At 63.5% G+C, this 23,915-nt stretch carries 22 protein-coding genes and 1 riboswitch; of the genes, 11 read left to right on the top strand and 11 right to left on the bottom strand.

Annotation, left to right across the window (positions count from 1 at the left end):
- The first annotated feature begins 58 nt into the window (after window positions 1–58).
- A complete protein-coding gene (gene serA / locus M729_RS0118950) occupies window positions 59–1,660 on the top strand; it encodes a phosphoglycerate dehydrogenase (protein WP_024502929.1) in 1,602 nt (533 codons plus the stop codon).
- Window positions 1,661–1,717: 57 nt separating this feature from the next.
- On the opposite strand, the gene M729_RS0118945 is transcribed toward serA, so the two are convergent.
- Together M729_RS0118945 and M729_RS0118940 are read right to left on the bottom strand one after the other, a co-directional pair.
- Window positions 1,718–2,182, bottom strand: coding sequence for a DUF2231 domain-containing protein (locus tag M729_RS0118945; protein ID WP_013529160.1), 465 nt, complete (start codon window positions 2,180–2,182; stop codon window positions 1,718–1,720).
- A gap of 149 nt (window positions 2,183–2,331) precedes the next feature.
- Window positions 2,332–3,237, bottom strand: a complete 906-nt coding sequence (locus M729_RS0118940) for a DMT family transporter (protein WP_027162511.1) — start codon at window positions 3,235–3,237, stop codon at window positions 2,332–2,334.
- A 208-nt stretch (window positions 3,238–3,445) separates the two neighbouring features.
- On the opposite strand from M729_RS0118940, the gene M729_RS0118935 reads away from it, so the two are divergent.
- Window positions 3,446–4,744, top strand: coding sequence for an adenylosuccinate synthase (locus tag M729_RS0118935; RefSeq protein WP_024502931.1), 1,299 nt, complete (start codon window positions 3,446–3,448; stop codon window positions 4,742–4,744).
- A 75-nt stretch (window positions 4,745–4,819) separates the two neighbouring features.
- Complete coding sequence (locus tag M729_RS0118930; RefSeq protein WP_013529163.1) at window positions 4,820–6,478, top strand: hypothetical protein; 1,659 nt, start codon at window positions 4,820–4,822, stop codon at window positions 6,476–6,478.
- Window positions 6,479–6,506: 28 nt separating this feature from the next.
- Here M729_RS0118930 and M729_RS0118925 read toward each other — a convergent pair whose 3' ends face one another.
- The 4 genes from M729_RS0118925 to M729_RS0118910 all read right to left on the bottom strand — a co-directional run bounded on the left by M729_RS0118925 (window position 6,507) and on the right by M729_RS0118910 (window position 9,779).
- Entirely contained in the window at window positions 6,507–6,806 is a 300-nt protein-coding gene (locus tag M729_RS0118925) for a CcdB family protein (RefSeq protein ID WP_024502932.1), read from the bottom strand.
- The gene (locus tag M729_RS0118920; protein ID WP_024502933.1) at window positions 6,806–7,048 is read right to left on the bottom strand and encodes a type II toxin-antitoxin system CcdA family antitoxin; all 243 of its coding nucleotides are present in this window, start codon (window positions 7,046–7,048) and stop codon (window positions 6,806–6,808) included. Before M729_RS0118920 ends, M729_RS0118925 begins: the two co-directional genes overlap by 1 nt.
- Window positions 7,049–7,297: 249 nt before the next feature.
- On the bottom strand, window positions 7,298–9,118 hold the full coding sequence (locus M729_RS0118915) for an ABC-F family ATP-binding cassette domain-containing protein (RefSeq protein ID WP_027162510.1): 1,821 nt from the start codon (window positions 9,116–9,118) through the stop codon (window positions 7,298–7,300).
- A gap of 1 nt (window position 9,119) precedes the next feature.
- Window positions 9,120–9,779 (bottom strand): thiamine diphosphokinase, encoded by a 660-nt coding sequence (locus M729_RS0118910; RefSeq protein WP_027162509.1) that lies wholly within the window; start codon window positions 9,777–9,779, stop codon window positions 9,120–9,122.
- Window positions 9,780–9,866: 87 nt separating this feature from the next.
- Window positions 9,867–9,981, top strand: a riboswitch (TPP riboswitch).
- 43 nt (window positions 9,982–10,024) lie between these two features.
- Here M729_RS0118910 and thiB point away from each other — a divergent pair.
- The 4 genes from thiB (at window position 10,025) to M729_RS0118890 (ending at window position 15,168) form a co-directional block, all read left to right on the top strand.
- Complete coding sequence (gene thiB / locus M729_RS0118905) at window positions 10,025–11,023, top strand: thiamine ABC transporter substrate binding subunit (RefSeq protein ID WP_013529168.1); 999 nt, start codon at window positions 10,025–10,027, stop codon at window positions 11,021–11,023.
- 8 nt (window positions 11,024–11,031) lie between these two features.
- Window positions 11,032–12,657, top strand: coding sequence for a thiamine/thiamine pyrophosphate ABC transporter permease (thiP, locus tag M729_RS0118900; protein WP_027162508.1), 1,626 nt, complete (start codon window positions 11,032–11,034; stop codon window positions 12,655–12,657).
- Window positions 12,650–13,441, top strand: a complete 792-nt coding sequence (gene thiQ / locus M729_RS0118895) for a thiamine ABC transporter ATP-binding protein (RefSeq protein ID WP_027162507.1) — start codon at window positions 12,650–12,652, stop codon at window positions 13,439–13,441. The genes thiP and thiQ overlap by 8 nt, the downstream gene beginning before the upstream one ends.
- Before the next feature lie 257 nt (window positions 13,442–13,698).
- A complete protein-coding gene (locus tag M729_RS0118890; protein ID WP_024502938.1) occupies window positions 13,699–15,168 on the top strand; it encodes a M48 family metalloprotease in 1,470 nt (489 codons plus the stop codon).
- Between the two features lie 24 nt (window positions 15,169–15,192).
- Here the strand turns inward: M729_RS0118890 and M729_RS0118885 are convergent, their stop codons facing one another.
- Window positions 15,193–16,056: an RNA polymerase factor sigma-32 gene (locus M729_RS0118885; protein ID WP_027162506.1), complete on the bottom strand. Its 864-nt coding sequence runs from the start codon at window positions 16,054–16,056 to the stop codon at window positions 15,193–15,195.
- Window positions 16,057–16,378: 322 nt separating this feature from the next.
- Here M729_RS0118885 and M729_RS0118880 point away from each other — a divergent pair, with 322 nt between their 5' ends.
- The 3 genes from M729_RS0118880 (at window position 16,379) to M729_RS0118870 (ending at window position 18,726) form a co-directional block, all read left to right on the top strand.
- Complete coding sequence (locus M729_RS0118880) at window positions 16,379–17,152, top strand: amino acid ABC transporter substrate-binding protein (protein WP_013529173.1); 774 nt, start codon at window positions 16,379–16,381, stop codon at window positions 17,150–17,152.
- Between the two features lie 126 nt (window positions 17,153–17,278).
- A complete protein-coding gene (locus M729_RS0118875) occupies window positions 17,279–17,959 on the top strand; it encodes an amino acid ABC transporter permease (protein WP_013529174.1) in 681 nt (226 codons plus the stop codon).
- Window positions 17,956–18,726, top strand: a complete 771-nt coding sequence (locus M729_RS0118870; protein WP_027162505.1) for an amino acid ABC transporter ATP-binding protein — start codon at window positions 17,956–17,958, stop codon at window positions 18,724–18,726. The genes M729_RS0118875 and M729_RS0118870 overlap by 4 nt, the downstream gene beginning before the upstream one ends.
- A gap of 181 nt (window positions 18,727–18,907) precedes the next feature.
- Here the strand turns inward: M729_RS0118870 and M729_RS0118860 are convergent, their stop codons facing one another.
- Window positions 18,908–19,519 (bottom strand): LysE family translocator, encoded by a 612-nt coding sequence (locus tag M729_RS0118860; protein WP_024502939.1) that lies wholly within the window; start codon window positions 19,517–19,519, stop codon window positions 18,908–18,910.
- 157 nt (window positions 19,520–19,676) lie between these two features.
- The gene (locus M729_RS0118855; RefSeq protein ID WP_027162504.1) at window positions 19,677–20,336 is read right to left on the bottom strand and encodes a response regulator transcription factor; all 660 of its coding nucleotides are present in this window, start codon (window positions 20,334–20,336) and stop codon (window positions 19,677–19,679) included.
- Between M729_RS0118855 and M729_RS0118850 the strand changes: the two genes are divergently transcribed.
- Entirely contained in the window at window positions 20,314–22,236 is a 1,923-nt protein-coding gene (locus M729_RS0118850; protein ID WP_245267597.1) for an ATP-binding protein, read from the top strand. The genes M729_RS0118855 and M729_RS0118850 overlap by 23 nt on opposite strands.
- Window positions 22,237–22,401: 165 nt before the next feature.
- On the opposite strand, the gene M729_RS0118845 is transcribed toward M729_RS0118850, so the two are convergent.
- Together M729_RS0118845 and fdxA are read right to left on the bottom strand one after the other, a co-directional pair.
- Window positions 22,402–22,983, bottom strand: coding sequence for a CarD family transcriptional regulator (locus M729_RS0118845; protein WP_013529179.1), 582 nt, complete (start codon window positions 22,981–22,983; stop codon window positions 22,402–22,404).
- Window positions 22,984–23,350: 367 nt separating this feature from the next.
- Complete coding sequence (fdxA, locus tag M729_RS0118840) at window positions 23,351–23,689, bottom strand: ferredoxin FdxA (RefSeq protein ID WP_013529180.1); 339 nt, start codon at window positions 23,687–23,689, stop codon at window positions 23,351–23,353.
- Between the last annotated feature and the right edge of the window lie 226 nt (window positions 23,690–23,915).

Below are 23,915 nucleotides of genomic sequence, written 5' to 3'. Positions count from 1 at the left end.
CGGCGGCCTTCGGGCCGCCCACTCCCATCAGGATCAAATCCATTTCAAGGAGGCCGCCATGGCGCCCCGCGTTCTCGTCTCAGACAAACTCTCCCCCACCGCCGTGCAAATCTTCAAGGATCGCGGCGTCGAGGTCGACTATCTGCCCGATCTCGGCAAGGACAAGGATAAGCTCGCCGAAGTGATCGGCCAGTATGATGGCCTCGCCATCCGCTCGGCGACCAAGGTCACCGAAAAGCTGATCAACGCCGCTACCAATCTCAAAGTCATCGGCCGCGCCGGCATCGGCGTCGACAATGTCGATATCCCGGCGGCAAGCCGCAAGGGCATCATCGTGATGAACACGCCCTTCGGCAACTCGATCACCACAGCCGAACATGCGGTGGCGATGATCTTTGCGCTGGCGCGCCAGATCCCTGAAGCCAACGCCTCGACCCATGCCGGCAAATGGGAAAAGAACCGCTTCATGGGCGTCGAGATCACCGGCAAGACGCTGGGCGTCATCGGTTGCGGCAACATCGGTTCGATCGTCGCGACGCGCGGCGTTGGCCTCAAGATGCACGTCATCGCCTTCGATCCGTTCCTGTCGGACAGCCGTGCCGAGGAGCTTGGCGTCGACAAGGTCGAGCTCGACGAGCTGTTCGCCCGCGCCGATTTCATCACCCTGCACACGCCGCTGACCGACAAGACGCGCAACATCATCGATGCCGCGGCGATCGCCAAGATGAAGAAGGGCGTGCGCATCATCAATTGCGCACGCGGCGGTCTGATCGTCGAGGCCGATCTGGTCGCAGCGCTGAAGAGTGGCAAGGTGGCCGGCGCTGGCGTCGACGTCTTCGAGGTCGAACCGGCCGAGAACAACGAACTGTTCGGCATGGAGAATGTGGTGGCGACGCCGCATCTCGGCGCCTCGACGACGGAGGCCCAGGAGAATGTCGCGCTGCAGGTTGCCGAGCAGATGGCCGACTATCTGATCAAGGGCGCCGTCTCCAACGCCATCAACATGCCGTCGATCACCGCCGAGGAGGCGCCGCGGCTGAAGCCGTTCGTCAAGCTCGCCGAGGTGCTCGGCGCCTTTGTCGGCCAGGTCACCGAGGATCCGATCAAGGAGGTGGAGATCCTGTTCGACGGCTCGACCGCGACGATGAACACGCGCGCGCTGATCAGTGCAGCACTCGCCGGGCTGATCCGGCCTCAGGTCTCGGACGTCAACATGGTGTCGGCGCCGATCATGGTGAAGGAGCGCGGCATCATCGTGGCCGAGGTCAAGCGCGACAAGTCGGGCGTGTTCGACGGCTATATCAAGCTGACGGTGAAGACCGAGCACATGACGCGCTCGATCGCCGGCACATGCTTCTCGGATGGCAAGCCACGCTTCATCCAGATCAAGGGCATCAACCTCGATGCCGAGGTCGGCCAGCACATGCTCTACACCACCAATGCGGACGCGCCGGGCATCATCGGCCTGCTCGGCACCGTCTGCGGCGAGAATGGCGTCAACATCGCCAACTTCCAGCTCGGCCGCAACCGGCCGGGCGGCGATGCCATAGCGCTGCTCTATCTCGACGCGCCGTTCCCGGAAGCCGTGCTGGAAAAGGTCAAGGCGCACAAGTCGATCGACTCGGCCAAGCGGCTGCAGTTCGACGTCAACGCGATGTGATTGAGGACAGGCGGTCGCCGACCCACCTCGTTGACGCCGGCCGCCGCGGCGGCCGGTTCATGTCAACTCGTCCGAGCCATCGGAAACACCCACGCGATGTCGGTAGACCAGTTCCCAGCCCTTCCAGCCCGTAAACAGCAGGATGAGAACCACGATCAGCGATAGGACGATGCCGGTTGGCATCACGGCCGCCGCTCCGCCGGCATACCGCGAGTACCAGTTGTAAAGCTCGATCAACACGACGAGTACATTGCCGCCGGCATGGAGCCATGCCGTCGTGAGATTGCGGACCTGAACATCGCCGAGAACGTCCGTCAAGCCAGCAAGCGCGGCCAGGGCAGCCATGATCAGGCCTGCGCCGAGAAGCCAAAGCGACCCGGTGACCCATCCGGGATCGGCTGTTCGCCAGAAGATAAGGTCGCAAACGAAGGTGCCGACAAAAAAGGCAATCGGAAACGGAATCAGCATCGGGTGGATAGGGTGACCAGCAATGCTTGCCGTGCTGCGAGGGTTGTGGCTCATCATGTCGCCTCCCTGGCGTTCAAACTCCGCTGGAGGTGAAATGTTCCAAGTAGGGGACGCGGCAGGATTCATGCCGCTGTTTCCGCGCCATTGGCGAAGTCCAGGCCGTTCGCGTTGCCGCGACGGCGGAGGGCGTCAGCCGCCAAATGTCATCCGCGGTGGTCCGCCATTGCCATCTTGCGCCCGCTGTATTCGGCAAGCCCGATGCCGCCCAGCACGAGCACCAAGGCCAGCGCCTGATAGAGCTGGAACGTCTCGCCGACGATCAGCACCGACAGCAGCGTGCCGAAGATCGGCACCAGATTGATGAACAGGCCGGCGCGGTTGGCGCCGATCAGCTCGTTGCCCCTGATGTAGAAGATCTGCGAAACGACCGAGGCGCCGATCGCCGTATAGACGATGACGGTCCAGCCGCGCGCGTCGGGCATGACGACCTTGCCGGCGAGGACCTCCCACAGGAAGAACGGCAACGAGGTGACGAGTGCCGAAACCGACAGGGCCAGCATCAGGCTCTGCCAGTGCATCACCGGCTTCAGCCGCAACCCGACCGAATAGCCGCTGTAGAGAAAGACGGCGACCAGCATGATGGCGTCACCGAAATTGAGTTCCAGCGTCAACAGCCGGCGCGGGTCGCCATGGCAGGCGGTGAGGATCACGCCGGCGATGGTCAGCACGACGCCGACAATCTGCGCCCAGTTCACGCGCAGGCGGAAGAAGACGAAATTGGCAGTCATGATCAGGATCGGCATCGCCGCCTGTTCGATCGAGACATTGATCGCTGTCGTGTAGTTGAGCGCCGTGTAGAAGATGGTGTTGAACAGGGTGAAGCCGCTGGCGCCGAGGGCGACCAGCACGAACCAGTGCTTGCGGACCATCGGCCAGTCCTTCTGGATGGTCTTCCAGCCGATGGGCAGCATGATCGCCACGGCCAGCACCCAGCGCAGGAAGACCAGCGTCATCGGCGAGACGTGATCGACCGCCAGCTTGCCGGCCACCGAATTTCCACCCCAAAGCAAGGTGGTGAGCAGCAGGAATATGTAGGCGCTTCGATGCATCGCGGGATTCCAGTCGCCGGAGCTGCGGTGTTTGCCGGCCTATTGCCCTCGCTCGCCCAAGTAAATGATGTCAAAGCCGAAAATTGTTGTGCCTCAGGGCATTTTCGACGGCAAAGAAAGGTCGCGCTCGCGAGGTCTTGACGTTATAGAGGCCTGTCGTTTCGAACCATATTCAAGCCGCTTGGCGGCGTCTCAAGGGAAAAGAAACATGGCCAATGTGGTGGTCGTCGGCTCGCAGTGGGGTGACGAAGGCAAGGGCAAGATCGTCGACTGGCTGTCGGAGCGCGCCGATGTCGTGGTGCGTTTCCAGGGCGGCCACAATGCCGGCCATACGCTGGTCGTCGACGGCAAGGTCTACAAGCTGTCGTTGCTTCCGTCGGGCGTCGTGCGCCAGGGCAAGCTGTCCATCATCGGCAATGGCGTCGTGTTCGACCCGCACGCTTTCGTCGCCGAGGTGGCAAAACTCAAGGCGCAAGGTGTCGAAGTGGCGCCGGATCGCCTGAAAATAGCCGAAAACACAGCGCTTATCCTGTCCCTGCATCGAGAGCTGGACGGATTTCGTGAGGACGCCGCATCCAATTCCGGGACGAAGATTGGCACGACCCGTCGCGGCATCGGCCCCGCCTATGAGGACAAGGTGGGCCGGCGCGCGGTCAGGGTGATGGATTTGGCGGATTTGGAAACACTGCCCTTGAAAGTCGACAGGCTGCTGACGCACCACAATGCGCTGCGTCGCGGGCTTGGTCATGCGGAAGTCACGCATGACGCGATCATGCAGGAACTAACCTCGGTCGCCGACGACATCCTGCCCTATATGGACCGGGTCTGGAAGATCCTCGACGACAAGCGCCGGGCTGGCGAGCGCATCCTGTTCGAGGGCGCGCAGGGCACACTGCTCGATATCGACCACGGGACCTATCCGTTCGTGACCTCGTCGAACACGGTTGCCGGACAGGCTGCCGCCGGCTCCGGCGTTGGCCCGGGCGCCATCGGCTATGTGCTCGGCATCACCAAGGCCTATACGACACGCGTCGGCGAGGGTCCGTTCCCGACCGAGCAGAAGAACGAGGTCGGCGAATTCCTCGGCACGCGCGGCCATGAATTCGGCGTCGTCACCGGTCGCAAGCGCCGCTGCGGCTGGTTCGACGCGGTGCTGGTGCGCCAGGCCGTCGCGGTCAACGGCATCAAGGGCATCGCGCTGACCAAGCTCGACGTGCTTGACGGGCTGGACGAGATCAAGGTCTGCACCGGTTACCGTCTCGACGGCGAGATGATCGATTATCTGCCGGCCAGCCAGGGCGCGCAGGCACGTGTCGAACCGGTCTACGAGACGCTCGAGGGCTGGAAAGGCACCACTGCCGGCGCGCGCAGCTGGAATGATCTGCCGGCCCAGGCGGTCAAGTATGTCCGCTACATCGAGGAGCTCATCGGCGCACCGGTCGCGCTCCTTTCCACCAGCCCGGAACGCGACGACACGATACTTGTGACCGATCCGTTTCAAGACTAGTTTCTGAAGCCTTTCCGGGCATCGCGGCTGATTTGCGGGGGCCGACGCGGAAGCAAAATACAGGTCGACTGAAGCATGGCAGATTTCGTTGCTATTCTGAAAAACGCGCTCGACAAGCATGGCGACGAGACGCCGGAAAAGCGTACGCGCATCTATGCCAGCGTTCGCACCATGCTGGCGAAGAAGCTTGGTGAACGTTCGCCGCCGTGGGCTCCCGAAGCCATAGCCACGCAGATGCGTTCGCTGGAAGACGCCATTACAAGCGTCGAGCGCGATTATGCCAAGAGCGTGCCGGAGACCGACCCGCTCGCGGAGCTGGAACACATCTTTTCGTCGATCGATCGCAACAAGAACCAGCCAAGCCATACGAGGCAGCCGGCGAAGGCGGAATCGGCCTGGCCGGCACCGCCCGTCGCCAAGCCCGAGCCCTATCAACCCGCGCCGCCGCCTGCCGCCAAGGTCGAGCCAAGCTGGCAAAGATCGACGCCGGCGCCTGCCCAGCCGGCTCGCGCCGACACGCCTCTTCCAGGCATGAACGCCGAGGAGGCGGACGACGAGGCCGATGTCTTTTCCAGCAACGAAGACAATGAAGAGCCGGTACAGGACACCTTCCAGCGCCTGCGTCCCGCCGAGCGCAAGCGCAGCTATGGCGGGCTGATCGCGGCCGTCGTCGCACTGCTGGTCGTTGCCGGCGGCGGCTACGGCATCTGGCTGAACAAGGACGCCTTCGGCAAGATGCTGGGGCTTGGCGGCAATCAGGTAGCGAAAACCGAACCCGTGAAGCCGGCGCCGGCCAAGCCGGCAACCGATGCCGCGGCAGCGCCGCCGGCGCCCGCGGCTGGCGGCACGGAAGCCGAAAGCACGAAATTCACCCAGCGGCTGACACCGCAGGGTGGTGAAGTCGACCCGGGTCCGGCCGGTGGCCAAAGCGGCATCGGCGAAGGCGAATCGGTCGCGGCGCTGACCACCCCGCCTTCGGCCACGAACGCACCGGCGATTTCCGCACCGGCCGCCGGTACGCCTGCCGCGACTACGCCTCCGGCGACAGATGCCGCCCCCGCAACGCCGCCTGCCAACGGAGCAGCGCCTGCAGCGCCGGCCGGTGCTGCCGGCACGCCGCCAGCACCGGCAGGTGCCGCGCCGCCCGCCCCGGCGGCTGCGCCTGCGGAAGCCGCCCTGCCTGTCGGCCAGAAGGCGATCTTCTATGAGGAGCGCACCAGCACCGCCCAGGGCTCCGCCGAGCCCGGCAACATCGTCTGGTCGCTGGTGCAGGAATCGCCCGGTGGCGACCTGCCGCCGGAGCCGGCGATCCGCGCCGAGGCGACCATTCCCGGCAAGGACATCCAGTTGCGCATGACCATCCGCCGCAACACCGACCAGACGCTGCCGGCCAGCCATATCATCGAGATGATCTTCCTGACGCCCGACGGCTTCGAGGGCGGCGGTGTCGACAACATCCTGCGCGTTGCCATGAAGGCTTCGGAGCAGGATGCCGGCAGCCCGCTGATCGGCATTCCGGCCAAGATTGCCGACGGCTTCTTCCTCGTCGCGCTCAACGACACCAAGGCCGACGAAGACGCCAACATGACCCTGCTGCGCGGCCAGGACTGGATCGACGTGCCGGTCGTCTACAAGACCGGACGGCGGGCGTTGCTGACCATGGAAAAGGGCATTCCCGGCGAGAAGGTGTTCGACGAGGCGATCAAGGCCTGGCAGGCGAAGACGGCTGGCTGAGAAAGCCGCTGTCCCGTAGCCTCTTGATTCAGAAGCCTTGGAACAGCATGTCGAGTGCGGCGACGATGTCGTCGTGGTGCCTGGAAAGATTCCCCTCGGTATCCGGCAGCTCAGAGGCCATCAAGGCTGACATGAACTGCGTGACCATCACATGATCCTTGCCATCGATAGTGAAGGTCGGGTTTAGCCGGCGGCCCGGAACCGGAGCTGTGTTGGGCGGCATCAACGGAATTACGACCCTGGTGCTCAGGCCCTCAAGAAGGTCGGACTGAACATCGAGAAGATAACCGTTGCCCTCGGAATTCCGATAAAGATCGTAACGTGCCATCAAAACAGCCGGTGTTTGGCCAATGGAAGTCCGTTGCGCCTAACATATTCATTGGAGCTTTCGATGGCTTGCTTGTTTTCTTCCTGCCATCGACGTGTTTTTTCCGCAGCAATCGCTTTCGCGATACCCGCCTCCGCGGCGCGGGAAATGTTGATACCCAACGCCTTAGCGTCATTGATCAACTGAGAATCAATGGACGTGTTGACTGATTGCCGCTGAGGTTTCGGCGTCGATTGAAGCATAGGGATTGCCTCCTTTTATGCGCATAATGTAGGCGCATAAAAGCCCGCACGCAAATGCAAATAAAGACGGCGGTGTGATAGGACTTGGCCCGCCCGGCCCTTCGCTATGGCTCCCAGCCCTTCGGGCGTTCTATCCCTTCGAAAGGTCCACTGGACCTTTCGATTCGCTGAAGGCGAACCGGCCTTTCACCGTTCGTCGCTTTAATCGACAAATCGTTGTCGATTGATCGGCCTACGGCCAAGCGCTCCTCACCCCTCCATCTCTTCGCGCAGCATCTCCAGCTCCAGCCACTCCTCTTCAAACGCGGCCAGCGTGGCGCGCTCCTTGTCGAGGGCGGCGATGGTTTTCTGGAAGGAGGCGGGGTCGCGCTCGTAATAGGCGGGATCGGCGATGTTGTTCTCCAGCCTTGAGATCGACGCCATCACAGCCTCGATTTTCTTGGGCAGCGATTCCAGCGCGAACTTCTGCTTGAACGACAGTTTCTTCGCTGGTCCCTTTGGCGCAGTGGCCTCGCTTTTGCCGGGTGCTGGCGCTTCGCCGCTTTCGGCTTTCGCGCGCGCCTTGCGGTCGTCCAGCCTGGTGCCGCCGCGCTGCGCCAGCATGTCGGAATAGCCGCCGGCATATTCGATCCAGCGGCCTTCACCATCCGGCGCGATCAGGCTGGTCACGGTGCGGTCGAGGAAATCGCGGTCGTGGCTGACCAGGATGACTGTGCCGGCAAAACCGGCAACCAGCTCCTGCAGCAGTTCCAGCGTCTCCATGTCGAGATCGTTGGTCGGCTCATCCAACACCAGAAGGTTTGCCGGCCGCGCCAGCACGCGCGCCAGCAGGAGCCGCGCCCGCTCGCCGCCGGACAACTCGCGCACCGGCGTGCGCGCCTGCTCCGGCTTGAACAGGAAATCCTTCATGTAGGAGACCACGTGGCGCTGCTCGCCATTGATGACGAGGTTTTCGCCGCGCCCATCGGTGAGATATTGTGCCAGCGTCTCCTGCGGGTCGACCGCCTCGCGCTTCTGGTCGAGCGTTGCGATCTCCAGATTGGTGCCGAGCCGCACCGAACCGGCGTCCGGCTTCATCTCGCCGGTCAGCATCTTCAAGAGCGTGGTCTTGCCGGCGCCGTTCGGCCCGACCAGGCCAACGCGATCGCCACGCTGGATGCGGGTCGAAAACGCCTTGACCACGGTGAGATCGCCAAAGCTCTTTTCGATGTTTTTCGCCTCGATCACCAGCTTGCCGGACTCGGTGGCGTCGCTCGCCACCATAGTCGCCGACCCTTCGGCCCCGCGATGACCGCGAAAACGCTGACGCATGGTCTGCAACTCGCCGAGCCGGCGCATGTTGCGCTTGCGCCGCGCCGTCACGCCGTAGCGCAGCCAATGCTCTTCGCGAACGATCTGGCGGCCGAGCTTGTGCTGCTCGCGTTCTTCTTCCTCCAGAACCAGGTCGCGCCATTCCTCGAAATGGCCGAAGCCCTTGTCCAGCCTGCGGGTCTGGCCGCGATCGAGCCAGACCGTGGCGCGCGACACGCGTTCGAGGAAGCGGCGGTCGTGCGAGATGACGATCAGCGCCGAGGAGGTGCGGATGAGTTCTTCTTCCAGCCATTCGATGACCGAGAGGTCGAGATGGTTGGTCGGCTCATCAAGCAGCAGGATATCGGGCTCCGGCGCCATGACGCGGGCAAGGGCGGCGCGCCTCGCCTCGCCGCCCGACAGGTCGTTCGGACGCTCCTCACCCGACAGGCCGAGATGCTCCATCAGATAGCTGGCGCGGTAGGGATCGTCGGCGGGGCCAAGCCCGGCCTCGACATAGGCGCGGACAGTGGCAAAACCTTCCATGTCGGGCATCTGCGGCAAATAGCGGACGGTCGCCGAAGGCTGGCGGAACACTTCGCCGTCCTGCGGCTCGATCAGGCCGGCGGCGATCTTCAGCAGGGTCGACTTGCCGGACCCGTTGCGGCCGACCAGCGCGATCTTGTCGCCGGCCGAAGCCGTCAAGGCGGCGCCATCGAGCAGCGGCGTGCCGCCGAAGGTCAGTTTTATCCCGTCGAGGTTGAGAAGGGGCGGGGCCATGTCAGCTTTCAGGTAAGGGATAGGGATGAGCGAGCAGCATCGCGCGGCCATGGCCGAGCGCGATTTCGAGGCGGCCCCCGGTCTTGTCGGACTTGACCTCGTTGGAAATGGTCAGCGACGAACCGAACGCCACCTTGACGTGAGCGAGCGGCCATTTGGCGCCGGTGACGGTCAGGCCGTCGAGCTCGGAAAAGCCGAGCACCGAAAACAGCGTGCCGTCGGCATAGTCGAAGCCGGCCGTTCCGCGCAGCAGGGGGATGCCTTCCTGAGCGCCGCTGGTCAAAAGCACGTCCGTTCCCGCCTCCGCCAGCCGCAGGGCGAGCGACAGATGCAGAAAAGCGTGGTCGGCGCGCTTGCCGCCAAAGGCGCCGGCCAGCACCAGGCGGGTCGCGCCGCGCTCCAGTGCCGCGGCGACGGCAAGTTCGCCATCGGTCTGGTCCTTTTCCGCCGGGAAGGTCCGGCGCGGCACGGAAGCGAGATCGTCCGGCAGGTTGGCCGGCACCGAATCGAAATCACCCACCCACAGCTCCGGCACGAGACCCAGCAACCGCGCATGACCGATGCCGGCGTCGGCGGCGATGACGCGGGAGCCTTTGACCTGACGGTCGAGCCGTGGCGTACGGATGAGATCGCCGCCAAGCAGGATGGTGAATGTGCTCATATCGTGTGGCCCTTACCAGCCCGGCACGGGAAACGGAAGGCGGCAAACTCCCGCTTGCATGGCGGATCGGCCCGGCCTATGTGTCGAAACGCTCTAACGGGGTGCCGGACGCGATCTTCGCGGACCGGCTGAGAGGCAGTCTCGCCAACCCGCTGAACCTGATCCGGTTTGTACCGGCGGAGGGATTAGACGTTTCGGACAGTCCGACGCCTCAATTCCTTTCAATTCGAACGAAGGAGGCGCCGATGCGCACGCTTTTATACGCTCTTGTTTCAGCAACGGTCGTGGCCTTGTCCGGGCCCGCCTTGGCCAAGGATAAGCTCACCGTCTACACCTATGAGAGTTTCACCGCCGACTGGGGTCCGGGTCCCGTGGTGAAGAAGGAGTTCGAGGCCGAATGCGGCTGCGACGTCGACTTCGTCTCGGTCGCCGATGGCGTCGCGCTGCTCAACCGCGTCAGATTGGAAGGCGCATCGACCAAGGCCGATATCGTGCTTGGCCTGGATACCAATCTCACCGCCGATGCCAAGGCGTCAGGCTTGTTCGCGCCGCATGGCGCGGTGACGGATGTCAATGTGCCGGGCGGCTGGAGCGACGACACTTTTGTCCCCTTCGACTACGGCTATTTCGCTGTCGTCTATGACACGCAGAAGATGAAGACGCCGCCGAAGAGCCTGAAGGAGCTGATCGAAGGCAGTGCCAACGACAAGATCGTCATCCAGGATCCGCGCACCTCGACGCCAGGCCTCGGCCTGCTTCTTTGGGTCAAGTCGGTCTATGGCGACAAGGCACCCGAGGCCTGGGCCAAGCTCAAGGCCAAGGTGCTGACCGTGACGCCGGGCTGGAGCGAGGCCTATGGGCTGTTCACCAAGGGCGAGGCGCCGATGGTGCTGTCCTACACGACGTCGCCAGCCTACCACATGGTCGCCGAGAACACGGAGCGCTACCAGGCGGCCTCCTTCGAGGAGGGCGAGTATCTGCAGATCGAGGTGGCGGGTATCACCACGACAGGAGCCAAGAATCCGCTGGCGGCCAAGTTCATGGCCTTCATGACCGGGCCGAAATTCCAGGATGCCATCCCCGAGACCAACTGGATGTTCCCGGCAGGCAAGACCGACAAGCCGCTCAATCCGGCCTTCGACAAACTGGTCAAGCCGACGAAGACCTTGCTGTTCAGCCCGCAAGAGGTCGCCGCCAACCGCAAGGCCTGGGTCGATGAATGGCTGGCGGTGATGAGCAAATAGGCAGCGCGATGGCGCCGGCGCATTCCACGGATTCCCGCGTCAGTGCCGGCATTGTAGCGCTCGCTGCAATCGCGCTGCTGATCGGCGGCGCGTTTGCCGGCCTGCTTTTCGAGGGCGCCCATGATTTCTCGGGCGCCTGGGCAGCCTTCGATCCCTATCTGCTTCGCGTCATTCGCTTCACGCTCTGGCAAGCGGTCCTGTCGACGCTGCTTTCGGTCATCCCGGGGCTGTTTGTGGCGCGCGCTCTGTCGCGGCATCCACGTTTCTTCGGCCGCGCCTTCATCCTGCAGATCTTCGCCGTGCCATTGGCGCTGCCGGCCATCGTTGCAGCGCTCGGCATCCTGGCGCTTTATGGCCGTGCCGGCTATTTCGCCGGCGTGCTTGCCGTTATCGGCGGCGGAAGCTGGCCGGGCATCTATGGCCTGTCCGGCATTCTCGTCGCCCATGTCTTCTTCAACCTGCCGCTGGCGACGCGGCTGTTCCTCGAGGCGCTGCAGACCATACCGGCCGACCAATGGCGGCTGGCGAGCCAACTCGGCATGGTGGCGCGGCCGGCGTTCCGGCTGATCGAATGGCCAACGCTGCGCGCCGCACTGCCCGGCGTCGCCGGGCTTGTGTTCATGCTCTGCATCACATCCTTCACGATCGTGCTGACGCTCGGCGGCGGGCCGGCCGCGACGACGCTTGAGGTCGGCATCTACCAGGCGCTGCGCTTCGATTTCGATCCCGCACGGGCCGTTGCACTGACGCTGCTGCAGATCGCCTTGACCTTTATCGTGGTGCTGGCACTGACGCGGCTAGGCGCCAATGTGGTCGGCGACACCAATTTGCCGGTCGCGCAACGCCGCTATCTCTCGGTCAATCGGAGCGAGACCTGGTTGAACGCGCTACTCATCGTCCTGGCGCTGCTGTTCGTTGTCGGGCCGATGGCGGCAACCGTGATGGCCGGATTGAGTGCCGATCTCGCCCGCTTGGCCGGCGAGGCCACTGTCCGGCAGGCAACGCTGACCAGCGCGGCGCTCGCCTTCCTGTCGGCGCTGCTTTCGGTGATGCTGTCGCTGGCGCTGACCATGGCGCGGCGGGCGCTAGCGCTGACCCGCCGTGCCGGCGCAAAGACACTGCTCGAACACGCGACCGATACAGGCGCCGGTTTTGTCCTGGTCGTGCCGCCGATCGTCGTCGGCGCCGGCTGGTTCCTGTTGTTGCGCCATGTCGGCGATGTCTTCGCCCTCGCCCCGGTCATGGTCGTCACCGTCAACGCGGTGATGGCGATGCCGTTTGCGCTCCGCGCCGTGCGTCCCGCCTATGATGCAGCGAGCGAGCGTCACGAACGGCTCTGTGCACAGCTCGGCATTGCGGGCTGGAACCGGCTGATGCTGGTCGACTGGCCGTCGCTGCGGCGACCGCTCGCCACGGCCTTCGCTTTCGCCATGGCGCTGTCGCTCGGCGATCTCGGTGTCATTGCCTTGTTCGGCAGTGATTCCGTGCAGACATTGCCCTACCTTCTTCTGGCTCGGATGGGCAGCTACCGCACCGAGGATGCCGCCGGCCTCGCACTGCTGCTCGGCCTCGTCTGTCTCGCGTTGATCGTGGCGGCGCACTGGCTGGGAAGGGAGGAGGTCCGTGATGCGTGAAAAGGCGGCCAACGGGCTCGCGAAGGGCGCGCCGGTGCGGCTGGACAAAGTGTCGTTCAGCTATGGCAGCTATGGCGAGGCGCCGCTTGTTTTCGATGTCGAGTTTGCCGCGGCGACGATCACCGCCATCATGGGGCCGAGCGGTTCGGGCAAGTCGACGCTGCTCAATCTGGTCGCCGGCTTCGAGACCCCACGGTCGGGCCGCGTGCTGATCGGCGGTGTCGATGTCAGCGCCGAGCCGGCCTCGGCGCGGCCGGTGTCGATGGTGTTCCAGGAGAACAATCTCTTCGCGCATCTTTCCGTCGAGCAGAATGTCGGGCTCGGCCGCTCGCCATCCCTGCGGCTGACCGAGGCGGACCGCGCCGCGGTCGCCGAGGCGCTTGCGCGCACCGGTCTTGCGGGCAAGGAGAAACGCCTGCCGCGCGAGCTCTCCGGGGGCGAACGCCAGCGCGTCGCCCTGGCCCGCGTGCTGGTGCGCGACCGACCGGTGTTGCTGCTCGACGAGCCCTTCGCTTCGCTCGGACCGGCTTTGCGCGACGAGATGCTGGACCTGGTTGCCGCCGTTCATGCCGAACGCGCCATGACAGTGCTGTTCGTCACCCACCAGCCGGAGGATGCACGCCGCATCGGCGAGCATATGGTGTTTGTCGACAATGGGTTGGTCGCCGCCACCGGCAAGGCTGATGATTTCTTCGCCGGGGCTGGTCCGGAGGCGTTCCGGCGCTATATCGGCGCGGGTGCCGGATATTCCACATCACGCGATGTTGCCCGGAAGCGGACATAATTTACGGTCAAACCGGCTCCAGGCGATGTGGCGTTTGCTTGCCATGACCGGGGGAGTGTGGCTAGGTCCGCCCTACCGGTCCGGCACAGGCCGTGATTTGCCTGCAGTATCCGGCGCCCGCCCTGGGATGGGCCGCGGATACTGCAGCAGTTTGAGATATGGCACGTGAACATTCTGAAGATCGTCCCCGATTTTCAATGTCATGTGCCGGGACCCGAAAGGAAGCCGTTCTGGCGATCGGCGCTAACACATTGGGAATGAAACCGCTGGCGCGCTTTCTCGCGCTGGCCGGCTTTGCCGTGGCGTTGGCAAGCTGCCAGATGTTCACGCCGCCGGAAGTTCAGGAATCCGGCTTCCAGCCTTCCGACAAGCCGATCACGGTGGACAATGTCGGCGCCAACAACAAGCTCGCCGAATTGGCCAGGGCGCAGCATCCGCGCATCCTGGCGACCTATGGCGGCGAATATTCCGATCCCAAGCTCGAGCGCATGGTCGCCAAGGTGGTCGGTAGTTTGACGGTGGTGTCCGCCAACCCGACACAGACCTATCGCATCACCATTTTGAATTCGCCCAATGTCAATGCCTTCGCGCTGCCGGGCGGCTATCTCTACATCACGCGCGGCCTCCTGGCGCTGGCCAATGATTCGGCCGAGCTTGCCGCTGTCATCGCGCATGAGATGGGCCACGTCACCGCCAATCACGGCTTGCAGCGCCAGCAACTCGAGGCAGAGGAAGGCCTGGCGACCAAGGTGGTTTCCGATGTGCTCGGCGACAGCCCGACCGCCAAGGCGGCGTTGATCCGCGGCAAGCTGAGGCTCGCGCAATTCTCGCGCAACCAGGAGCTGGAAGCCGACGCCATCGGCATCAAGTCGATCGGCGAGGCCGGCTACGATCCTTTCGCCGCCGGCCGCTTCCTGCAATCGATGTCGGCCTACACCGATTTCCGCTCGATCAGCGGCGCCACCGACGCCAGCCTCGATTTCCTGGCCACGCACCCCAATACGCCGCAGCGCATCGATCTGGCGCAGCGCCATGCCCGCCAGTTCGGCGCGCCGGGCGTCGGCACGCGCGACCGCGATTCCTTCCTCGCCGGCATAGACGGCCTGCTCTATGGCGACACGCCGGAAGAAGGCTATGTACGCGGCGAAACCTTCCTGCATCCGGGCCTTGGCGTTTCGTTCACGGTACCGGACGGCTTCATCATCGACAATTCGGCGGCAGCGGTGACGGCCACCGGCCCCGGCGACATAGCGATCCGTTTCGATGGCGTGTCGATCGACAAGAACCGGGCGCTGACGGACTATATCCGCAGCGGCTGGGTGGCTGGTCTCGTCGACAGCAGCGTCAGGCAGGAAACCATCAACGGCAACGAGGCAGCGACCGCGCATGCCGGCGCCGAAGGCTGGCAGTTCGACATTGCGGTGATCCGCGCCGGCGGCCAGGTCTACCGGCTGCTGACCGCGGCCCCTTCGGCCAGCACGTCGCTGGACACAATCGCTCGCTCGGTCAGCGGCTCGTTCCGGATCTTGAGTGCCGCCGAAAAGGCGGCGCTGAAGCCGCTGCGCATCCGCGTCGTCACTGTCCAGCCTGGGCAGACGATGGGTTCGCTTTCGGCGCAGATGGTCGGCGTCGACCGTAAGCTCGACCTGTTCCGCGTCCTCAACGCGCTGTCGCCTGGTGCCGCGGTTTCGGCCGGCGACAAGGTCAAGATCGTCACGGACAAGTAAGAGCCCCTGGACGCCTGCCGCCGTTCAGGCGGCAGTCGCCATGAACTCCGGATTCTGCTTCACCAACGCGACCTTCAGCTTTTCCATGGCGCGGGCCTCGATCTGGCGGACGCGTTCCTTGGAGATGCCGAGGGTTTCGCCGAGCGCTTCCAGCGTCGCGCCCTCGTCGTTAAGCCGGCGTTCCTCGATGATCCTCAACTCCCGTGCGTTGAGCGCGCGAAGCGCCTCCCTCAGCCAGAGCGAGCGGCGCGCGACATCGATCTTGTCGCCGACGATCTCGTCGGGCAGCGGATCGTCCGAGACCAGGAAATCCATGCGCTCGGTCGAACCCGCATCGTCGGCAACCGGCATGTTGAGTGAGGAGTCGGGAGCCGACAGCCGCGAATCCATCATCGCCACGTCGGCTTCGGAGACGCCGAGTGCTTCCGATACTTCGCGATAGAGCGTTGCGTTTGACAGTGGCTCGGCGCCATTCGCCAGCCGCGCGCGCAGGCGTCGCAGGTTGAAGAACAGCGCCTTCTGCGCCGAGCTGGTGCCGCCACGCACGATCGACCAGTTGCGCAGGATATAGTCCTGCATCGAGGCCCGGATCCACCATGTCGCATAGGTCGAGAACCGCACCTCGCGCTCCGGCTCGAAGCGGGCGGCGGCCTCGAGCAGTCCGACATGACCTTCCTGGACCAGGTCGCCGAGCGGCAGGCCGTAATGGCGGAATTTGGAGGCCATGGAAATGACCAGCCGCATATGCGCGACGGTGATGCTGTGCAGCGCGTTCTGGTCGTTGTCCTCTTTCCAGAGCAATGCAAGCCGATGCTCTTCGTCACGTTCGAGGTAGGGAGCCTTCATTGCCGCGCGGACCATGATCCGTCCTGCCGTGTCTTCCATCATGAGGCGCTCCCTGGGTGGTGCGGATGACTTTGCAAACTTGGCTGGCGCCCGGGTTGAAATGGCGGCGCCGTGCCCTAGAACAGCCAGAACTGCCATGCGCGGGAAAGGTTCCGCGACCGTGGCTGCGGGATTGTGTTGCCCGACGGGCTCCGGGGATGATCCGCGACAGTTCTGGTGTCGGCTGGAAAGCGCCAGTTTGAGTATGCGATTTCAGAAACTGGTTGTTTTTGGAATTCTGTTCCTTATTTTTTCGGCTTGCATCTGTCAGTTTCCAGCGCTCACAATATGCCGGTCGGCCGGCCAAGGACGGGATCACAGAAAAATGAAATGGCTCAAGTCGCTCATCATCGCCGGAACGCTGCAGGCCTTGGCTGTCACCGCAGGCCATGCCGGCGCCAATCTCGACCAGATCAAGCAGGCCGGAGTCATCAAGGTCGGCACGGAAGGCACTTATGCGCCATTCACCTATCATGACACTTCGGGCGCACTGGTCGGCTTCGACGTCGAAATCGCCAAGGCGATCGCCGACAAGCTCGGCGTCAAGGTCGAATTCCTCGAAGGCAAGTGGGACGGGCTGATCGCCGGCCTCGACGCCAATCGCTATGACGCCGTCATCAACGAGGTCGGCATCACCGATGCCCGCAAGGCCAAGTACGACTTCTCCGATCCTTACATCGCCTCCAAGGCGGTGCTGATCGTGCGCGGCGACAACACAGACATCAAGACCTTTGCCGATCTCAAGGGCAAGAAGTCGGCGCAGTCGCTGACCTCGAATTTCGGCAAGCTGGCCGAAACGAACGGCGCCGAGCTGGTCGGCACCGATGGCTTCGACCAATCGATCCAGCTGCTTCTGACAGGCCGTGCCGACGCCACGATCAATGACAGCCTGTCGTTCCTCGACTTCAAGAAGCACAAGCCCGACGCCAATGTGAAGATCGCCGCGCAAGAGGAAAACGCCGACTATTCCGGCGTCATCGTGCGCAAGGGCGATCCGGAGTTGGTCGCGGCGATCAACAAGGCGCTGGCCGACATCAAGGCTGACGGCACCTATAAGAAAATCTCCGACACCTATTTCGGCCAGGACGTTTCGAAGTAATCTATGAGGCGGGCCGCTCCGCGGCCCACAGGACATATCGAGCGGCGAGTCGTCTTTGACGGTCCGCCGCTTTTGTCGTGATATGTCGCGCCTCGACGAAGCCTCGACTTATTTGGAGGGTCTTACGTGCCGCACTGGCTGCAACTGATGCTGGAGTCGCTGCCTTCGCTGTTGTGGGCGGCGCTGATCTTCACCGTGCCGCTGACGCTGTTGTCCTTCGTCCTTGGGCTGACCGTTGGGTTGGGTGCGGCGCTTGCCCGGCTGTTTGGTCCGAAACCGCTGGTCGCGCTGGTGCGCTTCTATGTCTGGATCTTCCGCGGCACGCCGCTGCTGGTGCAGCTGTTCCTTATCTTCTACGGCCTGCCGTCGGTCGGCATCCTGCTCGACGCCTTCACGGCGGCATTGATCGGCTTCACGCTCAACATCGGCGCCTACACGTCGGAAATCATCCGCGCGGCCATAGGGTCGGTGCCGAAGGGCCAGTGGGAAGCGGCCTATTCGATCGGCATGACCTGGAGCCAGGCGATGCGGCGCACCATCCTGCCGCAAGCCGGCCGGGTCGCGGTGCCGCCGCTTTCCAACACCTTCATCTCATTGGTCAAGGATACGTCGCTGGCCGCCGCCATCACCGTGCCGGAGATGTTCCAGGCGGCGCAGCGCATCGTCGCCACCACCTATGAGCCGCTGATCCTCTATGTCGAGGCGGCGATCCTCTATCTGGCGCTGAGTTCGGTGCTGTCGGCCTTGCAGACGCGGCTGGAGACCCGGCTCAACCGCTATGGCGGCTTCCTGGAGGCACGCTCATGATCGGCCTCAGCAACATCGAAAAGCGCTTTGGCGACAATCTGGTGTTGAAGGGCGTGACGGTCACCATTGCCGAAGGCAGCGTCACGGCGCTGGTCGGCCCGTCGGGCGGGGGAAAGAGCACCCTGCTGCGCTGCATCAACCTCCTGGAGATCCCGACCTCGGGCACGGTGCGCATCGGCGACGAGACGCTCGAATTCCATCCTGGTGCCAGGGTTCCGGCCAGGGATATCCAGCGCCTGCGGCTGCAGACCGGCATGGTGTTCCAGAACTTCCAGCTGTTTCCGCATCGCACCGCGATCGAGAACGTCATGGAAGGGCTGATGACGGTGCTGAAATGGGCGCCTGAGAGGGCACGCGAGCGGGCGCTGGCTCTGCTGGAGAAGGTGGGGATGGCGCACAAGGCCGACGCCTGGCCGGCGACGCTGTCGGGCGGCCAGCAGCAGCGCGTGGCGATCGCCCGCGCCTTGGCGCCGTCGCCGAAAGTGCTGCTCTGCGACGAGCCGACCTCGGCACTCGACCCGGAACTGGCGCAAGAGGTGGTCGACGTGCTTGGCAAGCTCGCCAGTGAAGGCACGACCATGGTGATGGCGACGCATGATCTGCGCCTCGCCTCCAAGATCGCCCAGGAAGTGGTGTTCCTCGATGCCGGCGTCGTCGTCGAGAAGGGACCGGCCGCGGTGCTGTTCAACAATCCGGAGCAGCAACGGACGAAGAGGTTCATTGCGACGCTGAAGCAGGAGGCTGAGAAGGAAGGCGGCGGCGGGTAGGCGCGGCCTAGGGTCTGTAGAATTCGGGCGATGGCCCCGAAGGCGCGCCGGTTCCGGTATATCTTGCCGGATGCGCGAGCAGGCCGTCAGCCATCCTTCGGCATATCGGGCCTTGCCGCCAGCAGCCGCTGAAATTTCACCGTCAGATCTCCCTCGAAATCGCGGCTCTTCATTTGCAGGTTCAGATATGATGGCTGACGAGCGCCACGCCAAGTCCGATGAGGATCGAACCGCATGTCTTGGGGATCACCCATCCGGCGCCAGTGAACCGGCCAACGGCGAGCGAGGCGATGCCGACCGCCGCAAGGTCGGCCATCGAGAAGATGAGATTGACGATGATGCCGAGGATGAGGAACTGCAACCCGACGGCCATGCCGGCTGACGGATCCACGAACTGCGGCAGGAAGGTCAGGAAGAACAGTGCCGTCTTGGGATTGAGGATCTCGACGACCATGCTGTCGCGAAATGTGTTCGGGGCCGGCCTGGCACCATCCTCACCCATCCGGTTCCAGCCCAGGAACATGGCAAGGCCCAGCGAAATGAGATATGCGGCGCCCGCCCATCGGATCACCAAGAAAGCGACCGGCGCGTGTTCCATCAGTGCGGCGAGCCCGACCGCCGCGGCCAGGATGTGCACGTAACAACCAAGATGGACACCCAGTGCCGCCATCAATCCCGCCTGACGGCCATGGGCCAGCGTCTGCGCTGTCATGTAGAGAATCGCCGGTCCTGGCATGCAGGCGAAGGCGAGTGTTGCGAGGGCGAACGGAATCCAGAGATCCAGCGATGGCATGACAGCTCCTCCCATGTGATCAAGCCGTGGGAGGAGTAGGCCGGGGGGCAGGCCGAAAACATACGGCGGATGCCGTATTTGGATGATGATCGGGTTTGGCTAATCTGCCGATGGTTAAGGGGCCGTTGCCGGGTTGCCCATTGTAGCGGCTGCGATATCAGCCGGTGGGCAATCCCAGACGAACCGCGTAGGCGGTCAGTTCGGCGGTGTTGTGGAGACTGAGCTTGCCCATCAGATTTTCGCGATGTTTGCGAGCGGTCGGCAGGCTGATGCCCAGTCGTTCGGCGATGTCGCGCGTGATCATGCCTTGCGCCACCAGTTGAAGGATCTGCCGTTCGCGCCGCGTCAGCGGTACCGGGGACAGGATTTCCTGCGCGGCTATCGGCTCGCTTTCCCTGCCTATATCGCTGACCGCGAAGCGAACGGTTTTCGCCAGATAGGTGCCTCCGTTCTTGCCCGCTTCGATGGCAGCGCCGAGTTCCTCTGGATCGCCATCCTTGGTCAGGTAGGCGTTGGCGCCGGCGCTGAGCGCGGCGCGTACTGTCCTCGGCTCGACATTGGCCGTCAGCACCACGATCCGCAGGCGTGGCGCCAAGGTCCTGATGGTGGCGATAAACTGCATCCCGGTCACACCTGGCATGCCGAGGTCGAGGATCAAAAGGTCGGCGCGCGTGCTTCGCAGCTGGCCAAGCAGCGCCTCGCCATCCGCAGCCTCGGCGACGACCGAGATATTGTCCATAGCCGAGATAAGCAGCTTCAGCCCCTCGCGCACGATGGCATGGTCGTCGGCGAGTATGGCGGTGAGCGAGCGGTTCATCGGGGCACCATCCAGGGCTGCAGCGGCGTATATGGATCGATCGCCAACTTATGCGAAACAGGTTGCCGGTAGATCAACGGTACCGGGGAAGACCGGCCGGAGAATTACTTGGGACAATTGGAGGGATTCGATGCAGGAAGACAAGATACGCCAGGCCCTGGTCGAACTCCTGTATCGCAATTCCTACGGCGTGGTCATCTCCAACATCGTGATCTCGATGGCGGCGGTCTATGTTCTGAGAACGGCCGTTTCCGCCAATTGGCTGACCGGCTGGCTGGCGGCGCTGTATCTGCTGACGGCTATCCGGGTGCTGGCGTCGCGCCGTTTTTTCAGCCGCTCAAGGGATCGCGGCTCGATCTTGCGCTGGGCATGGCTGGCCACGGCGTTTTCCTGTATGTCGGGCCTTCTGTGGGGGGTGCTTGGCTGGGTCGGCTTTATGCCCGAGGCGCCGATCGTGCTGTCCTTCACGGTCATCGTCCTGACTGGTCTCGTCTGCGGTACGGTGCCGTCGCTGTCGGCCTTTCCGCCGGCGCTGGTCGGTTCCATCCTGGCCACGGTGGTGCCGGTCGCCTTGCGCTGCTTGACCACCCAAAGCGATATTTCCGGCGCCTTCCTGTTCCTGCTCGCATCGCTAATGGCGATCAATTTCTACTACTGCCGTATCACCTACCGCATGCTGCGCGAAACCGTCAGCCTGCGACTGGAGAACGAAACGCTGGTCGAGCACCTGCAAGAGGAACGCGACAGGGCGCAGACCGCCGACCGTGCCAAGACGCGTTTTCTGGCGGCGGCGAGTCACGATCTGCGCCAACCGATCCATGCCCTGAGCCTGCTGGTCTCGACGCTTGCCATATTGGGGCAGCGCGGCGACGTACCCTCCGGCGAGGCGCGCGATCTGGCCAGCCGGGCGAAATCGGTTGTCAGCAACTTCAGTGGGCTGCTCAACGCTTTGCTCGATATCTCGCGGCTCGATGCGGGCATCGTCACGGTCACGAGCGAGGCGGTGCCGCTGCGCGACCTCTTTGGTGATCTTCGCAATGAATTCGCCGCCGAGGCAAAACAACGCGGACTTACGTGGCGCGTGGTAGACAGCAGTCTCTACGTCGACAGCGACCCGATGATGTTGAAGCGCATCCTCAACAACCTGGTCTCGAATGCCCTTCGCTACACCAAGCAAGGTGGTGTCCTGCTGGGCTGTCGCCGGCGCGGCGCATGTGTGGAGATACAGGTCCTCGACAGCGGCCCCGGCATCCCCGCCGATCAGCAGGGGATGGTCTTCGAGGAGTTCGTGCAGTTGCAGAACCCGGCGCGGGACCGCACGCAAGGCTTGGGACTCGGGCTCGCCATCGTTCGCCGCACCGCCGAGCTGTTGGGGCACCCCCTGAAATTGGCTTCGACGTCCGGGCGCGGTTCCCTGTTTTCCATCACCGTCGCGAAGGCCGGCGCGGTGCAAGCTCGCTTGGAGGTCGACACGACATCGCCGGCCAGCAGTGCCGCCGGCATCATGGTGGTCGAGGACGAGGGCGACGTTCTCGATGCCATGGTGCGCTTACTCAGCCTGGAGGGACATCGTGTCTATCCCGGCCGCTCCGCCGCAGAGGCGCAGGAGGCCCATACGGCGGCGCTGGCTGCCGGCGATGCGCCGGTCGACCTGATCATCGCAGACTACCGTCTCGAGAATGACACCACCGGCACCGACGCGATCCGTGCGCTTCACGCCCATATCGGCCGGCTTGTCCCGACCATCATCATTACTGGCGATACGTCGCCGGCGCGCCTCAAGGAGATCAGCGCCAGCGGCAGCCGCATCCTGCACAAGCCGATCGCCGACGAGGAATTGCGCGAGACCATTGCCGCGGTCTGCTTTGGCGGCAAGGCGATAAGTGGCGACACACGTTAAAACGAAACGCGCGCTCGACGGCTCGGCGCGCCGGCAAGCCGCGATGCAGCACGCTGGTGCGCAGGGCCTACCAACATCGAAGCTGCCGCCCGAAAGCAAAAGAGGCCCCGGTCAAACCGGAGCCTCCAATCGTTTCTGGCAGGATTTCTCGAAAGGTGAGAAAGATCAGGCAGCTTCTTCCTGCTCGGCCTCTTCATTGTCGGCCTTGGCGCCACGCTTAGGGCCCTTGTTGAGGTTGACCTCGATCAAGCGCACGGCTTCGGTTTCCGACATGCGGTTGACGGCCGCGATCTCGCGGGCCATGCGGTCGAGCGCCGCCTCGTAGAGCTGACGCTCGGAATAGGACTGCTCCGGCTGGTTGTCGGCGCGGTAGAGGTCACGCACGACTTCCGAGATCGAGATCAGGTCGCCCGAATTGATCTTCGCATCATATTCCTGGGCGCGGCGCGACCACATGGTGCGCTTGACGCGGGCGCGGCCCTGCACGACCTTCAGCGCGCGTTCGACATAATCCTCTTCCGACAGCTTGCGCATGCCGATGGAGGTCGCCTTGGCGACCGGCACCTTCAGGCGCATCTTGTCCTTCGAGAAGTCGATGACGAACAGTTCCAGCTTGTGTCCAGCAACTTCCTGCTCGTCGATCGAGACGATCTGGCCGACGCCATGCGCCGGGTAGACGATGTACTCGCCGGTCTTGAAACCGTGACGCGCAGCGGTGGACTTCTTCTGCGGGGTGATCGTTGCCATTGCGCACTGAACTCCTTGTTGTGGTACCGGCGTCCTGCCGGCCCGAACTCGCGCGATCGGAGAAACCGACCGTTAGCCGCACAACAGATGAACCCATCGGAAAAGCCGGACCGGCAAACCGCAACATCGCGACCGCCTGGCCCAGATCGCTCTGGTCCGAATGGGATTTTCACCTTTCAGTGATTTGGGGCGTCTGCGCCATAAATCGACGTTGTGTCACCGGCATGTTTCGCTGATGTAACACAAAAAGTCGGAAGAATCAAGGTTTTGCTGCATACGCGAAGGCCACAACCCGGCGCCGGCTGTCAAGCCGGTTAATGTGACGTGCCTCTTACCCTGCGTAATACCGGCCTCTGCGGCCGTATTGTCAATCGCCTTCGCCGGGCTCGGCTGAGAAGTATTTCTCGAACTTGCCGGCCTCGCCGTCGAAGGATTTCGCGTCTGCCGGCGGTTCCTTCTTGGCGGTGATGTTGGGCCATTTCTCGGCGTATTCAGTGTTGACCTGCAGCCATTTGTCGAGGCCGGGCTCGGTGTCGGGCTTGATCGCGTCGGCCGGGCATTCCGGCTCGCAAACACCGCAGTCGATGCACTCGTCGGGATGGATGACGAGCATGTTCTCGCCTTCGTAGAAACAATCGACCGGACAGACCTCGATGCAGTCCATGTATTTGCATTTGATGCAATTGTCGGTCACGACATAGGTCATCGGTCGGCTCCGGGACGTCCCATTTTGTTGGGCTTTTTCCGTCAGGTAACGCCTTTGGCCGCTGCTTGCAAGGGCAGCCATTCCTGTCGGCATCAGCGTTTCGAAATGGAATTCCAGGCAGCCGGCGCCCCAGAGGCCGGTGACCTCATGCAGGGCTTCCTGTTTGCCGGGTTCAGTTTTGCTTCAAACACGTCGTTATCCTGGCAAGCGCCGCCTGTTTTTGGAC

Origin of the sequence: Mesorhizobium sp. WSM1293 (assembly GCF_000513875.1) — a bacterium.
GTDB classification, from domain to species: Bacteria; Pseudomonadota; Alphaproteobacteria; order Rhizobiales; family Rhizobiaceae; genus Mesorhizobium; species Mesorhizobium ciceri.
The sequence above is the reverse complement of the archived record's forward strand: the minus strand, read 5'-3'. Positions and strand labels throughout refer to the sequence as shown.